Origin of the sequence: Aquimarina algicola (assembly GCF_006443095.1) — a bacterium.
GTDB lineage: Bacteria > Bacteroidota > Bacteroidia > Flavobacteriales > Flavobacteriaceae > Aquimarina > Aquimarina algicola.
On the sequence record NZ_VFWZ01000004.1, the window covers coordinates 331,175 to 347,154 of the forward strand.

11 protein-coding genes are annotated in these 15,980 nt (G+C 31.0%); 1 reads left to right on the forward strand and 10 read right to left on the reverse strand.

Annotated features, from left to right (window positions below; translation table 11 throughout):
* Window positions 1-296: 296 nt before the first annotated feature.
* Window positions 297-1,373: an acyloxyacyl hydrolase gene (locus FHK87_RS15155; RefSeq protein WP_140594577.1), complete on the forward strand. Its 1,077-nt coding sequence runs from the start codon at window positions 297-299 to the stop codon at window positions 1,371-1,373.
* A 184-nt stretch (window positions 1,374-1,557) separates the two neighbouring features.
* On the opposite strand, the gene FHK87_RS15160 is transcribed toward FHK87_RS15155, so the two are convergent.
* The 10 genes from FHK87_RS15160 to FHK87_RS15205 all read right to left on the reverse strand — a co-directional run bounded on the left by FHK87_RS15160 (window position 1,558) and on the right by FHK87_RS15205 (window position 15,975).
* Complete coding sequence (locus FHK87_RS15160; RefSeq protein WP_140594580.1) at window positions 1,558-1,935, reverse strand: VOC family protein; 378 nt, start codon at window positions 1,933-1,935, stop codon at window positions 1,558-1,560.
* Between the two features lie 122 nt (window positions 1,936-2,057).
* Window positions 2,058-3,470, reverse strand: a complete 1,413-nt coding sequence (locus tag FHK87_RS15165; RefSeq protein WP_140594582.1) for a leucine-rich repeat domain-containing protein — start codon at window positions 3,468-3,470, stop codon at window positions 2,058-2,060.
* A 47-nt stretch (window positions 3,471-3,517) separates the two neighbouring features.
* Entirely contained in the window at window positions 3,518-5,164 is a 1,647-nt protein-coding gene (locus FHK87_RS15170) for a hypothetical protein (RefSeq protein WP_140594585.1), read from the reverse strand.
* Between the two features lie 59 nt (window positions 5,165-5,223).
* Window positions 5,224-6,303, reverse strand: coding sequence for a hypothetical protein (locus FHK87_RS15175; protein ID WP_226294269.1), 1,080 nt, complete (start codon window positions 6,301-6,303; stop codon window positions 5,224-5,226).
* Window positions 6,304-6,858: 555 nt separating this feature from the next.
* Window positions 6,859-8,508, reverse strand: coding sequence for a tetratricopeptide repeat protein (locus FHK87_RS15180; RefSeq protein WP_140594590.1), 1,650 nt, complete (start codon window positions 8,506-8,508; stop codon window positions 6,859-6,861).
* A 222-nt stretch (window positions 8,509-8,730) separates the two neighbouring features.
* Window positions 8,731-9,552, reverse strand: coding sequence for a class I SAM-dependent methyltransferase (locus FHK87_RS15185; protein ID WP_140594593.1), 822 nt, complete (start codon window positions 9,550-9,552; stop codon window positions 8,731-8,733).
* Window positions 9,553-9,768: 216 nt separating this feature from the next.
* The gene (locus tag FHK87_RS15190; RefSeq protein WP_226294270.1) at window positions 9,769-10,725 is read right to left on the reverse strand and encodes a Na/Pi cotransporter family protein; all 957 of its coding nucleotides are present in this window, start codon (window positions 10,723-10,725) and stop codon (window positions 9,769-9,771) included.
* A gap of 190 nt (window positions 10,726-10,915) precedes the next feature.
* On the reverse strand, window positions 10,916-12,145 hold the full coding sequence (locus tag FHK87_RS15195; protein ID WP_140594598.1) for a DUF3999 family protein: 1,230 nt from the start codon (window positions 12,143-12,145) through the stop codon (window positions 10,916-10,918).
* Window positions 12,129-14,513 (reverse strand): DUF2339 domain-containing protein, encoded by a 2,385-nt coding sequence (locus FHK87_RS15200; protein WP_140594601.1) that lies wholly within the window; start codon window positions 14,511-14,513, stop codon window positions 12,129-12,131. The genes FHK87_RS15195 and FHK87_RS15200 overlap by 17 nt, the downstream gene beginning before the upstream one ends.
* Before the next feature lie 184 nt (window positions 14,514-14,697).
* Window positions 14,698-15,975 carry an RNA polymerase sigma factor gene (locus FHK87_RS15205; RefSeq protein ID WP_140594604.1) on the reverse strand — a complete coding sequence of 426 codons (1,278 nt, stop codon included), beginning with the start codon at window positions 15,973-15,975 and terminating at the stop codon, window positions 14,698-14,700.
* Window positions 15,976-15,980: the final 5 nt, after the last annotated feature.

Genomic DNA, 15,980 nt, shown 5'->3' on the forward strand with positions numbered 1-15,980 from the left:
CATTTAGTATATGAGCCAACCGGAAAAGAGAGTTTAAAAAAATACAAATTGTGAAGAATGTAATTGGTTCACAATCCGGTAACAGTGGAAATATACTAAATCGTCATCTTAATGTTTTTTCAGGTCTCTTCTTAGAATCTTCATCTTTTTTTCGATAAAAAACCTAGTATACTATCAAGCTCAACAATGAGATTACACAAATAGACATCTAAAGTATTTTTACTCCTAAATAATTTATAAAAATTTTATATCCTGTTAATTTTTAATGTGTTGTAGAGTAATGTATCTTTAGTAATATGATAAAAGCTATAGGTTTTCTCACAATGTTTTTGCTTTGTCAAGTATCGTATACGCAGACTGACGCCAAATTCTATGGTATAAAATCGCACTATGGTTTTATTATTGCTCATACACCAGACTTAGAACCCATTTCAAAAACTAATCCTTTTGGTTTTCAAATAGAGATGAGTAAACTACGAACAAGTGACAAAGCCTGGAAAACTTGTTTTTGTTATGGTCGAAGCGGTTTTTCTTTTGCATATTTCAACTTTAATAATCCAGATGTTCTGGGTAACTCTTACAATCTTAATTATTTTGTAGAACCCTATTTTACTTATAAGGGACCTCTCAAATTATCACTAAGAGGAACAGTAGGAGTATCATATCTAGACACAATTTTTGATGAGGAAACAAATCCCGACAATGTACTCTTTAGCACTAATCTTAGTTTTTACTTATCATTGTCATTAAACCTTAATTATCATATTAATAACAAATATGCTATTAATCTATCTGCAAATTATAATCATATTTCTAATGGAGGGCAAAAACAGCCAAACAAAGGAATGAATTTTCCCACTTTATCTTTAGGAATAGATAGGATTATAGATTATTCTCCATTACAGCAAAAACCTGACAGTTTAAAACAATACAGCAAATCATGGGGGTACTACTTGGGTACTTTTGCCAGTCTTAGATCTTCTGATCGAGAAGCCGAAGCTTCCAATCACCTTCTCATTGGTATATCAGCTGGTACGTTAAAACCATTATCTGGGATTAACGGTTTTAATCTAGGTACAGAATTATGGTATGATTGGTCTGATCGTAAACAGATAGAACGTCAAAATCTGAATGATTCTTCATTTTCTTCTGCAATTACTGCCGGACATCATTTTTCTATTGGAGATTTTTACTTTTTACAACAATTTGGTTTCTATCTCACTCGACCTAAAAATATACAGAGTAATTGGATGTATCAACGATATTCGTTTTGGTATCGTATCCATAAACGTTGGACAATTGGTGCATCGCTTATTGCCTACGGTCGCAGAGCTGACCATATGGATGGACGTCTGATTTATATTCTAAAATAACACAAACAAAAACGGGGTTTGTTATGCACATACCCCGTTTGCAAAAGTGTTTACGTAAGTTATATTAAAAATAATTATAACCAGCGACCAAAGATACTTTTTCTACAAATACCATGTATCTAGTATTCTATATTTTATACAATATTTTTAATCTCTAAATAGTATACAAAATGATATTGTGATATTAATTATCTCTCACTGATTGATGTAACGCAATTCTATTTCCTTCGCTATCCATAAACTCTGCTACAAAACCAAGCTCACCATTAGAGGTTTTTGGATATAAAATCTCTCCCCCGTTTTGTTGTACTTTGTCTAATGTTTTGATAATATCTTCTGTTTTAAAATAAATAATAACCCCATTTTGAGTTGGTTTGTATACTTCTCCCTTTGCCAATGCTCCTGTTATGCCAGATTTTTTATCATCAAAAGGAAATAAAGCCATCTCATAAGTATCTATTACTTCTTTTTCAAATACAAAACCAAATACAGTATGATAAAATTGTATTGCTCTATCAATATCTTTGACAGGTATCTCAAAATACACTACAGGATTAGACATCTTTGTTTATTATGTTTATTATTATTAAACATAAAGATATTTTAATTATTTAAGTTCTAATCATTAAAACCTTTAAAGTAAACCTAAATGAATACAAAATGATTATCAGATATTTACAATTATCATCGAGGATTAGAAATAGTAACTAAGTTTCCATTATCTCTCAACGTTTGTGCATCTGTAAGTGCTTGTGCAGAAGCTGCTCCTCTTAATCTAACATTCTTACCCGTAATCGCAGGTGTAATTCTTACTAATTGAGCCAACAAAAGATCCATATCCGCCGTAGAAATGGTTTCTAATGATAATTGATCAAAATCCTGAATTGATGAAAGTTTTGTAGCGCTTAGGGTCGAACTAGAAACAACACGAAGAATAGAAAAGGTAGTAAGGCTATCAAAATTTACTGTATCCAAAGCATCAGCATCTATAGAAAAAGAATTGGCATCGAAACTTTCTAGATTTGAAAAATCTACACTAGTCAACATATCATTATCTTCAATTATGATAATTACACTTCTATTTTCTTTTGTAATAGAAACTAATGAAGGAAAGGATATTGATGTTAAGCTATTATTATCATTTATTCGAATATTCACATTAGTCATACTTGATACATTAGGAAAAGAAACTGTTTCTAAGTTTGTATTATCCGATAAAGAAATCCTCTCTCGTATTGATGCTAACTCACTAATATTTATAGTACTCAAAAGTTCATTACGAGTAAAACGAATCTCACCTACCGTAGTTAGTTTTGGTAATAATACTGTCGTTAAATTAGAATTAGAGCCAAAAGCAATATCATTCTCGCTTTCTATCAACTCAGGAGCTTCAAAACTTTCTAGACCTACATTGCCAATTCTTATATTATTAGCAACAGTTAGGTTTTGCACATTGATACTAGTTAACTGCTCATTATCTTCAATAGATAATCTATCTATTGTCTCTAAGTTGTTTAAATTCAACGTTGATAAACTTTCTATTTTTTCTATTATTAGACGATCGTTTACAATCTTAAGTGATGGTAACTCTATATTTTGTATTAATGGGTTTTGTTCAATATTGATGTCTTCTGCTACGGTTAGTTTACTCATATTTACAGAAGTCAATAAGATATTATTTTCAACAGTTAACTCTTCTAAACCTATCAAATTCTCGATATTAACCGAGGTTAAGGCTGCATTATTGCTGATATTGACTTCGTCTGTAACCCCTTTTAAAGAAGGGATTTCAAGATTTTGTAAATTTTGGTTATTTTTTATCTCTAGCCTGACCAATGTCTCTATTTCCGGCAGCACTAAGGTTGTTAAATTTGTTGTATTTATAATCAAGATAGAGCTGGTATTTTTACCATACGTTTCTTCGATGATTTCAACAGCCTCTTCGTCTGTAACATCTCCAGAAATCACCAAGAACTCTTGTCCCGAATTAAGTCCGTTTACTCCATCCATACCATCTTCTCCATCTTCTCCATCACTACATGAAAAAGCAGTTATTGCTACTATTGTTAAGAAAATTCTTAGAAATCTATATTTCATAGTTACATGATTTAATTTTTGATTTTTGTACTATTCTGTTGAACGGTTTAGTTAGAAATATTTACAGTATTGTTATTATCTCTTAGCGTTTGTATATTAGCTTGCGCTTGGGTTGAAATTGATCCTCGTAAGGAAATTTCTTTTCTAGTTATTGCAGGAGTTATACTTACCAATCTAGACAATATACCATCTATAGCAGATTCTGAAAGTCTACCAGAGCTAAATAAATCTATTTCTGTAAAATCTTGAACAGAGGATAGCATCACTGAATTTAGTAATACCGTAGATTGAATATCTAATACCGAAAAAGTAGTCAGTTTTGAAAAATCAACACTCGCTATTGCATCGCCTCTAATATCCATACGATCAATAGTAACAGTTGCTAGGTTAGGAAATGAAATACTACTAACCATATTATTATCTCGAATTCTAAAAGTAGTACCATCTTGTTCATTGCCAATAAAGGTTAATACAGGAAACGAAAAAGATTCTAGCATGATGTTATCCGTAATTATAAAAATACTTCTTGTTATTCTCAAATTAGGAAAAGAAGCATTGCGTAATGCTTGATTATTACTCATAGTAAAAGAGCCTTCGTTCTCTTCTAAAACTTCAAATTGTATACTTGTTAGCACTTGATTATCGGATACCCTAATTCCTCTAGATTTTTCTAATACGGGAAAACTCGCTGCAGATAACATAGGATTTCCAGAAACACCTATCCCTCTACTATCTACAAGTTTTGGTAGTGTTATATTATCGAGTAAAGCATTATTATCGATACCAACGAAATAAGAATTTTCTAAAGCAGCAAGATTAATCGAGGTAAGGTTTTCATTATTTCTTAATTGAACATCTCCTGATTTACTTAAAACACCTAAATTAACCGATCTAAGGTTTGTATTATTTGTTATTGAAATCGAGGCATCATCGGTAAAGTTTTCTATACTGCTGTTGGTTAGCTGAGGAAAATCTAAACTTTCCATAAGAGGATTACTTGATATTTGCATCTCATCAACCTCGTTTAATACAGGAAAATTAAGTGCTAACAAGTTTGGATGACTTCTTATTTGTATTTCTTTTACAACTTCTAAACTATTTATATTCAACTCAATTAGATTATCAAGAGAAGTAATGGATAATCTATCAATAGCTTCTACTAAATTTGGAAATAACAGACGCTCTAATAAAGGATTATTTGAAATTGTAAAATCCTCTACCTTTTCAAGATTGACACAATCAATGGTATTTAAGATATCGTTTGAAGTAATTCTAGAACTTCCAAAAGCGTTAGTTAAATTAGGCATACTAATACTTTCTAACGCATCATTAAAATCAATATCTACATCATCATACGTAGCTTGCAAATCAGGGAAAGATACTTGTCTTAACCTTTGATTTCGCGTTATATCTATTTTTACCAAATTTGAAATTTGGGGAAATTCTAAAGAGGTTAAATTTGTAGTATTATCGACTATAATAGTATGCGTATTAGTACCTCCTTGTTCTGATATGATCATAGCAGCTTCTTCATCTGTAATATCACCAGAGAGCACAATACGTCCTAATCCTGTACTATTTATTTCTCCATCTGTACCATTTACTCCATCGATACCATCATTACCATCTTCTCCACACGAAAAGATCATTGTTGATATCAGGATCAGAAAAAATTTAAAGAATATATGTTTCATAATTAAATTTCTATGTTTTTTAAAAAATATTTGGGTATAATCTACTGTGGCATAGTAACCTAATCTGTTATGGTTACAGTGTTTCCACTGGTTCTCAATGTTTCTGCATCGGTCAAAGCTTGTGCGGATGCAGTGCCGCTAAGAGAAATTTCGCTCCCTGTTATAGCAGGCGTTGCATTTACTAAATCAGAAAGTACTTGATCAATCACAGCTGTAGAGAGCTTACCCGGGCGGCTGTCTAAAAACAATCTATCAAAATCTTGAATCGAAGAAAGTGTAACGGATGTTAATAATACGGTAGAATCAATATTCATAGAAGAAAATGAAGTGAGCTTAGAAAAATTCAATTCTTCCAAAAGATCTTCACTAATTGCAATACTATTGGCGGTATCAACTCCTACACGTTCTAAATTTGCAAAAGAAATACGCTGAATCATATCATTATCCGCAATTCTGATATTTGACGTGTTGATCAAGCTAGGAAAATCAATACTTGCCAATCTTATATTTCGTTGAATACTCAAAGAACCAACAGATTCTAAATTTGCAGCATCTATTTCAACAAGGGCATTATGATTACCAACAAAGAACGTACTAGTAACATTTTCTAACATTGGAAAGCTTAAATTTTCTAATGTTTCATTTCTAGAAACAGCGACTCTTTCTACTTCACCAAGTCTGGACAAATTAATAGAATTTAGCACTTTATTATCTCTAATGTCCAATGTTTTTGCAGTACTTAAATTCTCTAAATTAATGGTAGTTAACAGATCATTGTTATCAATAATAATTTCTTCTGATATTGATTCTAGATTTGTTAAGACAAGATTTTCTAATTTTATGTTGTTACTAATTTCTATTTTGGGAACTGTAGAAATCTGGGATAAATCTAAAGAAGTCAAATTAACGGTATTCGCAACTATAATCTCACGGGTATTTGTTCCTAGATCCTCAGTTATTATTTGTGAGACTTCTTCATCTGTAATGTCTCCACTTATAATAAGAGTTGTTATACCATCTACATCTGTACCATCTGTACCATCTGTTCCATCCATACCGTTGTTACCATCCTCTGGACTGCACGAAAAATAAGATAGTACTATAGTAATCAAAAAAAATCTAATACACATTTTTTTCATAGTATCATTTTGGGTTTTATTATATGGTGTTTTTTAATTGTCTTCAAAAATAGGTGAGCACTAATAAAAAAGAGTACCAATTTATAACTTGGCACATATAATAAAGGTGAAGTCTTCAGTACAGTACAATACATCATCTTTTTACCAAAAACTAATTGCTGGCAAAACTGTTGAACCTAATACAACATAGGCAGTAAAAATTGATAATAAAACAGCTATTATAAATCGAGATGCATTAGAATTATGGGGTAAAAAAATAATTGAGCCCAAGCTGATTGAGAAAATCATACAAATTAGAAATGCTATCCCTATGAGCAGTACCTCTATAATACTATTTGGGCTATTCAACTCTTGATCATAATACTCGAATGTAAAAATTAACACCCCTAAAAAAAGTAATGAAGATGCAAAATATACATATAGGAAAACCTTTTGTATTTTCATCAATTTAAATCTTTCAATTATAACAAGTTAATTACTACTTATTCGAAAAATAGAAAGAAATACTCAGGATATGGTGTCAGATTATAAAATGGGGCGTATAAGTATGCTATGCTAGCAATGCTTTTTTTGAAATTCTGAAGGAGTTTGTCCTACAAGGTTTTTGAAGACTCTATTAAATGATGTTTTGCTGGGAAAACCGGCTTCGTAACCAATTTCTAGAATTTTATAGTGCTTATATTTAGGGTTTTTAATCAGTGATTTCGCAGTATCTATGCGATAAAGATTAATAAAATTATTGAAATTCTTTTGAAAACAAACATTCAAAATTTCTGAAAAAAGATGTACACTAATCCCCAAATTACTTGCAATATCGGTTTGTTTGATCTCATGATCTAAAAAAGGCTTTTCTTTTTCCATATAATCAAGGATACGCTCCATGTAGTGTTGTTGCGTTTCTTCTGGAATTGAGGACTTTTTGATACGCTTTGCACTGGTTTCTTTTGCATCAGCTTGTTGCTGAATTTCTACCGCCAACGCATTCAATTTATCTTTTAGTACTTCATTTTCATTCTCGAGTAATAATTTATCATCATGTAACTGTACAGATGTTGCAGCCATTTTTCGGCGTTTATTCGAATATACAATTGAAGACACCATTAAAAGTATTACCAATACAACTCCTATAAAAATGAATACTTGTTTTTCTTTACTCAAAAACACTAAAGATTCTTTTTGCTTAGAGATGATTTCGGATTTGACTAGTGATTCTTTTTCTAACTCTAGTCGTTGCGCTTTAGACAAGGTTTTAAGATATTGTTCCCTAACTTTGGTATAGGCTTTATGCTCCTTTAACGAATTATCCAAATCATCTAATGCTTCATATACTTGAGCCAAATAGTAATGCGCATCCATTTGTATTTTCAGAAAATTACCTTTTACACCAATATCTTTTGCCTCCAACAAGGGTTCTAGTGCTTCCTGGTATCTTTTTAGCCCTATATAACCAGCTCCTATCGTTAATTGTGCTAGAGCTTTACTTTCTATAGATTCTTTTTCCCTAATCAGTTCTAAGGTTTCTTTACTATTGAGAATAGCATCTTCATAGCGTTCTAACTTTATGTAGCAATCGGATATATTGATCATAGATCGGATTAAATGACTACTATGACTTCTCTTAATAGCCAAATCTTTCGACAGTTTCATATAATGTAATGCTTTTTGATACTTTTTTTGATGTAAATATGCATTTCCTATTATACTATACGCAACATTATAAAATTGTTCTGGACCTTCTTGATTTTTAGCTAACTCAATAACCGTATTCATAGTTAAAATAGCTTTTTCATAGTCGCCAATAGCTATGTATAAATTTCCTAAATTAACTTTGATAAGTATTTTAATATACGAATCTTTTGGTAAAATTTCTGCACGTTTTTCTGCTTGAAGATATGTATCTAGAGACTGTTCATATTGATCTGTCTGTTGATAATAGATCGCTACATTTACAAGCGCACGAATCCTTGTTTCTTCTTGACCATTTGCAATAGCTATAGTCAAAACAATATCTGTATAATTTTTAAATGCTTTTAGGTTTCCACTCCTGTATGCTTCACGAGATAACCTTTTGTATTTTGCAATACTATCTTCTACAGAAACAACCTCTTTATCATACAAAGAAAGATCAATCGTTTTTTGATCCTGAGCAAAAATTGTAGTAACCCAAAAACAAATTATAAAGATAAAACAGGGTGTTTTTTGCATTTTGATCAAACTTCTAAATAATAAAATTCTTTACTTAAATTAAGTCAAATCAAATATATTCTTTTTAGAACTAAACTTAATAATTAGACCAGGAATCTTGCTTTGGAGAACGTATTTTCACTGAAAACAGTGATCAAAAAACTAGGTTTTACATGTTTTCGATCATACAGAATACACCTCGTACGATATTCAAATTAGATACGTAATCTTATATCGTATTTATTACTTTTTTACTGCAATCATCATATGTGGGCTCATTGCTAATAAATTAGGATCATTTTCTGTAATAGTAGTAAGTTCATCTAGCATTACTTTCTTTTTTGGATCAAACATATTGGTAAAATAATTTTGATCCAACCAACCAATACCTTCTATAGCATATGTATTTATATAGTTTAAATCTTGGTCTATAAATTCTTGTTTCAACTCTTCTGGTTTATGATAATATCCTTCTGCTAATAACCATGGGAAATCTTGTGGAGGATTATGTATACCTGTTGTTAATTCTTCTTTACACATTGTAAAAAAAGATTTTTTATGAAGCAACCCTTGTAATAAACCTACAAATGTAGATGCCGTATAATTTATAGCAAACCCAAGAATAATTCCACCCGGTTTTGTTACTCGCTTTGCTTCTTGAATAGCAAGATGCCTATCTTCGGATTTTTGCAAATGATATAATGGACCATGTAGAATAACAATATCAGCAAAATCAGAAGATATTTCTAGTGATTTTGCTTCTCCTAAAATGACTTTAAACTTGTTTTTAAGCTTATTAGACCTCTTTTCTGCGATACGAATATGTTTATGAACTGGTTCTATCATGAATACATCGTGCCCCTGTTGAGCAAGCCATTCTGAATATTTGCCCGTACCCCCACCTACATCAACAACTTTTGCGGGAGTATCAGGTGTGTACTTTTGAATTAAAGATTTGATTCTCTCAAATTCAAAAATTCCCATTCCACTTTCTAATCTTTGTTCTTCTGAAGCTTTATCATAAAAAGCTTCTATATCCGGACTAACTAGTTTTTTTTTAGCCATTCTACTGTTTCCTACGCTTTACTTTATACTCTGATTTGTTTCTTAAAAAGTACAAAATCATATGTCCAATTAAATTATAAACAACAAATATCCATCAAAAATAATCAGGAATTAAAATTTAATTATAAAATCATTTGAAATATATTCTCGAAATAATCAAAATAAAATTATTCGAATAGTGTGTAATATATAATATCGAATATTCTATTTATAATTTTAAGCTTTAGCCAAATTAAGCTCTCTATCCGGTAATATAATATTGAGTAGTTTTTCCATCACACCAACAATAGGAATAAATAATAATACTCCCAAAACATTAAATAATACATGTGCATTTGCAATCTGGCTTCCTATATCCTGATGCTTAGAAATAAATTGTACCAATCGTACAAACGGTACGAAGAGTAATAGACCTATAATTATGGTAAAAAAATTAAATAGTAAATGAAAAACACCTGCTTTCAAAGCTTGGCGACTCCCTTTTATAGTAGCAAGCAGCGTATCTGAACAAGTCCCTAACTCTGCCCCTAGCATAATTGCAATTCCTGCGGCGGTAGACAATACTTGTTGCTTACCTAAAACAATAGCCATCCCTACTGTACCACTCGATGATTGAATTATGAGTGTTATCAACCCACCGATTAATGCACCTTGAATATAGTTTTCTTCTATTTTCACAATCCATTCTGAAAATAGTTTACTATCCTTCATCGGTAGTACAGATGTTTCTATTATGAATAATCCAAAAAATAACATTCCAAAATACAAGAGTACATTACCATACTTCTTCCATTTTTTGTTTTTAATAAAAACTTCAAAAAGCAATCCAATTATCAATGGAATAACAGCGTATTTACCAACATCCATAGCAATAATTTGACTAGAAATCGTTGTTCCTATATTGGCTCCCATTATGATACCTATCGCTTGCCTGAAGCTTAAGGTTTTTGCATTTATGAAAACAATGACAAGGATTATAACTGCAGACGATGAGTCTAATAGGATTGTTAAAATTGTTCCTATCAAAATCGTTGAAAAAATAGTAGAGGTATATTTTGTGATAACATCTTTGGCTTTTTCGGTAAAGATATCATTCATCACTGCAGAGAGCTGAGTGATCGCATAAAGAAATAAGACAACACCTCCTATTAATAAAGGTATAACTTCGCTCATCGTTTCAATCATCATTCAATAGAAAAGGTTTCACATAATTATTATGTACAATCTAAAATTAATGAATAAAAACTGTAGCAGATAGTGTTATAAAGTTATCATTATGATATCTTTATATTATCTTTTTTTAATGTTTACATAACCTATTTTGGTAACAAAATTTACCTTCATTTGTCTTTAGAGAATGCCTTTATCCTTTTTTCTTCATCATTGAAAGCGTAAAGCCACCTAATAAGAGAATGATAACTAACATTACAGCCCACAACCACATTTTATTTGCAAATAAAGGTTCAACTTGATGATCTTCTTGCTCATAAATTAATTCTTCATCTCCTGTAGAAATAGCAGTCATGGTTTCAGGAATTTTTGAAGAAACATAATTAAGATCATACGAAGGTCTTCTTGCTTTTTGGTTACCGTAGGCCAGATAATATGTTGCAGGTTCGGTAAAACGTGTCATGAGTTGATGCGTATACCCCTTAACCTCAACATCTTTGATTTCTAAAGGCTGATTATCATAATTACTAATAACAATTTTAAGTTTTTTTACAATTGTATTGCTAAATGTGAAGGTATTATCTTCTATTGAATTAAGGGTACCTGATGTAAGAGTCCTATACTTGTATATCCAGTTTCCTTCTTTATTTTTTGTACTATCAGATACATAAGAAATAGTTGTTGGACGGTAATAATCAAAGTCACTCTTTACATTAACTTTAATTGTACTAGCCGATAATGATTCTTGTAATGAAAGATCAATAACTGTCTTTTTATTTTCTTTATCATTATGAATATTAGTATTCGAAATTTTATAATCGAGATAGTCTGCAGTCTTAACCACATATTGTAGTATCTCTGCTCTATGCAACTTTGCTTTTTGAGTATTTTTAATCCAAATTCTAAAGTAACTATATTGGGCTTCCGGAAATTTTAAAGTAGTAAATTCATAATTGGTATACTCATTTTGTATAGATAAAATACGATAATCTTCTGTGATAGTAAACCAATCATTTTTATTTTCACTTCCTTCTAAAGTAACAAGCCAATCAAAATTAGGTTCCTTAAACGCTAGTTCTATTTGATTTACAACATCTTTGTTAGGTACTTTTAAGGTTACATATGTTCCTTTTGCATTATGAACTGTATTCAGAATAGAAAATGAAACTGTATTTCTAGATATTTTTTCTGAGTTCACCTTTAGAATATATGGAGCCTCTATTGTATCATTCTTTTCTGTAATTCCAAATACTCTAATATCTGAAAGATTAGATTGAACTTTACCAAACACTTGATTAGGTAAAGTAATCGAATGCCAGGTATCTTGTATACCAGTTAACTTACTTTTATACTGGTATTGATCTAATTGTGCATACGTACTAATGTATACCAATATAAATAAGAGATTAACTATCTTTTTCATCTGAGATAACGTGTTTGTATTTGTTGTATAGAAACGAAATAACCAATAATAGAACCCCCAAAGATAAAAATACAATGGTCTTGGAGATCGTATTAAGATGTGAAATATCGTAAAAGAATAATTTTAATAATGTGATACTAAACCATACTATGGCAAGGATACGAAGATATTTTTTCTTTTTCCAAATCCCCAAAATAATAAGAAATAGACAATATACACCCCATAAAATACTTAACCCCAGTTTATATGTTTCTGTATATCCTGAGAAATCTAACCAATGAATCAATTCACTACTTAATATCCACAACAAAGTAAAATGCAAAGTAATACTAAAAAATATTTTGAAAGTCCTTCCTAAAAAGCTTTGTCTTGTATATACATAAAATGTGTATAATATCAAGGCCATAAAACCAAATGAAATGTAACGTATACCTATATTAGACATAAAACTTACGGTTCCCTCGGGATTGGAAGGCAATAGATAGGTTTCGCGTAATTCACTTAGAAGATAAAGTCCTGTTGTTAAAAATGAAAATACAGATAGTAATAATAATCCAAAAGTAACATAAGCAAGAATATCATTTTTTATCTTCTTTATATTAACAAAAGAAAAGATACTCATAAATAATAATGTATAATTGATCAACCAAATCCCGGCAGAATTATTTGCACTGCTGGTATAACGATAATAATCATAGTCTGTCCCCGAATACATTTCTCTTATATCAATACGTACTTGATCCCAGTAATTATCAATTTCTAACCAAAAAGCAATATATGTAGTACCCGTAACTAAAATACCTAGTGAAATTGTAAGCAAAGTATGAAACCACATCTGCTTTGGCCAAGGGAAGCGATCTTTAAACTTACGATTAATATAGTATGTCACTCCAAAAGCTACTATAGATAATACAGAAGTTAACATATAAATATTAAAAACAGGGATAAGTCTTGTTTCTGGTGTAGAAGCTACATATCTATAATATCCCATATACCAATCGTGTGTAAGACTAAAAAATGCTAAAGCCCAAAGAGGATAAGACAGCACTTCATAAATCCTTACTTTTTTACTACGTCCTATCCAAAATAACAAAGCTCCTTCTCCTGCCCATAATAACGTAACCCAATTGCCATCTAATTGAACAGGAAATGCGATCGTGATAAATACCAAAACCATACCTGCGGCAAAATAGAAGAGGTTACGATCTGCTAATTTTAGCTTATATACAATTGTGCTTACTGTAAAATGAATAATTGCATTAATAAGTGTAAATAATCCTAATAATTCTTTTCCTATCTCATGATCACTTAAAATACCAAAACCAAGGCCATAAAATATAAATGAATTAGACAATTGTAAAATAACATCGAGTGTACCAAATGTTTCTTTTTTTCTAAGCTTATAAACTAAAAAGACTAAGTAAAAAATAAAGAAGAAAACCGAAACAAATATGAGACTAAGTGCAAAATGTTTTTCTTGATCATAATCAACTCCAAACCAAGAGAGAAAAATAATCCAGGTTAAAATAAATGATGAGAAATAAAGAGATTTCCAATATTTGGTAACGGCAATAGCTAGAATCCCAATATTTATTATAGCCATATAGCCAAACAATATTTCTACTCTACCAGAACCATCACTAAGTAAAAAGGGTACTGCATACGCTCCAACCAAACCAATATGCGCTATCACTTGCTTATTATAATTTATGGCTGCTAGTACGGTAAACGCAGTAAATACAACCATCAACACAAATGTGAATGTTTGTGGTATAAGTTCATAAAGATTATACGCTAGAAAAGTAATAAAATACATGATCGTCATAGCTCCACTCACTAAGACCGCACTAAAATTTTTATATTTTTTCTTTAATCGCATACCGATGATCAAAAGTGCTATTCCTGTTACATATCCAAGAATTATTCTTGTTAGCGGACTTATAAGATCATTTTCTATACTATACTTAGCACCAATTGCGACTCCAATAATGATAATGATTACCCCTATTTTACTAATTAAGTTCTCTCCAATAAATTTTTCAAGATTTGACTTTCTTTTTGGTGGTCTTACTTTTGAAGTCTTAGATTGAGAAGGTGTAGCCGTTGAGATTTGTTTTTCAGTCGCTGGTTCAACAGTAACAGGTTCTTCCTTTTGCGAAATTGGTTTAGGTATCGGCTTAACTTCTTCAACAGGTTTAGTCTCAAGTTTTTCTTCTTCCTGCACTATCTCTTGATGATCTGTAATTTTTTTAAGTTGAAATATTTCTTCTTTAAGATTTTGTATTTCTATCGAAAAACTTTCTTGTTTTTTTGATAAAACTTCTAGTTTTTCAATCAGCCGAAGTATCTGTTCCTGCCGGTCTCCCATAGTAAAATATTATCCCAATTGATTGTTTAGCTTATAATTGATATTATCACAAAACGAAACTACGATATGTAATATCATTCTGAAAAGGTAAACATATTTTATGAGAAATGTAATATTGTCGAAAGTAAACAGCTGGTTTTTTTAAAATCAAAATGAAAAATAGCTTCGCTAAGTATATCGTAAATTAATTTAAAACCGAAGCAATTTTAGATTTCAAAAACTGTATTTCTTGCTTGGAATACGTTAATTGTACTGCTTTTTCATAATTAGAAACTGCTTTGGTATTATATCCTAATCGTTGATATATCTCTCCCAAGGCTGCATAATAGAGATAGTATTTTTCTAATATTTTGTCTAAGGGAACACTTTTGATAAGTTTTAAAGCTGCTTTCGGTCCTTTTAATTCTAAAATCACAAGACACCTATTCAAAAACACTATAGGGTCATTTTTTATATTCAGTAGCATATCATAGTATTTTAAAATAGCTGTCCAATCTGTATTTTTATAACTCTTTGCAGTACAATGATGATATGCTATAGCTGCTTCTAAATGATATGTACTAAGCGATTTCCCAAACGCACCTTCATTAAGGTACTTCTCTCCGGATTTGATCAAAATTTTATTCCAAATAGTGCGATCCTGTTTGGGCAGTAGTATCAATTCTCCTTCTTGTGTAAGCCTGCTATCAACTCTAGCGGCTTGAAAACACATTAATGACATAAGTGCATATACCGATGGAAGCCTAGTCTGTTCTGATGACAGCAAAGATTTGCAAAGTATCATTGCTTGTTGTATCAAGTCTTTGCGTATCAATTGATTTGAATGTGTTGCACTATATCCTTCATTAAATAGTAAATAAATTGCGCCTAACACCGTTTCAGTACGATTACTAATTTTATCTGCACTCGGAATTTTGGGATGTATTTTATGTTTCCTAAAATATTCTTTGGTTCTATATAACCGTTTTGATATGGTATCCTCTGTAGTTATAAATGATCTTGCGATCTCTTTGGTACTAAAACCACATAATATTTTTAAGATAAACGTAATTTGATTTTCGGGAGATATATCAGGATGACAGCAGGCATACATCATCCCCAAGAAATCGTCTTTTATATGTTTATCTTCCCAAAAAGAATCCATCGTGGTTTGTAGTGTATAATTTGATGTTAACAGTTGTTTTTTAGGGTCAGAAAAATCAATAATGTTGTCATGCTTATTCTTTCTTATGATATCTATAGCTCTATTTTTGGCGGTACGATATAGCCATGCTTTTGGATAATCAGGAACGCCTTGTTTTCTCCAGTATTCTAGCGCTTTCACAAAGGCATCCTGAACCACATCTTCTGCCATTTCTATATGATCTGTTCCAAATATTTTGGTCAATACAGCAACCATCTTTCCCGACTCTTGTCGGGAGAGATCATTGATAATACTTTGTATTTGATTGCTGCTATTCAAAAGAA

Coding starts and splice junctions, on each gene's coding strand:
- FHK87_RS15165 (WP_140594582.1), bottom strand. CDS start 3,470: ATGAAATATAGATTTCTAAGAATTTTCTTAACAATAGTAGCAATAACT.
- FHK87_RS15195 (WP_140594598.1), bottom strand. CDS start 12,145: ATGAAAAAGATAGTTAATCTCTTATTTATATTGGTATACATTAGTACG.
- FHK87_RS15190 (WP_226294270.1), bottom strand. CDS start 10,725: ATGAGCGAAGTTATACCTTTATTAATAGGAGGTGTTGTCTTATTTCTT.
- FHK87_RS15155 (WP_140594577.1), top strand. CDS start 297: ATGATAAAAGCTATAGGTTTTCTCACAATGTTTTTGCTTTGTCAAGTA.
- FHK87_RS15170 (WP_140594585.1), bottom strand. CDS start 5,164: ATGAAACATATATTCTTTAAATTTTTTCTGATCCTGATATCAACAATG.
- FHK87_RS15200 (WP_140594601.1), bottom strand. CDS start 14,513: ATGGGAGACCGGCAGGAACAGATACTTCGGCTGATTGAAAAACTAGAA.
- FHK87_RS15160 (WP_140594580.1), bottom strand. CDS start 1,935: ATGTCTAATCCTGTAGTGTATTTTGAGATACCTGTCAAAGATATTGAT.
- FHK87_RS15185 (WP_140594593.1), bottom strand. CDS start 9,552: ATGGCTAAAAAAAAACTAGTTAGTCCGGATATAGAAGCTTTTTATGAT.
- FHK87_RS15180 (WP_140594590.1), bottom strand. CDS start 8,508: ATGCAAAAAACACCCTGTTTTATCTTTATAATTTGTTTTTGGGTTACT.
- FHK87_RS15175 (WP_226294269.1), bottom strand. CDS start 6,303: ATGAAAAAAATGTGTATTAGATTTTTTTTGATTACTATAGTACTATCT.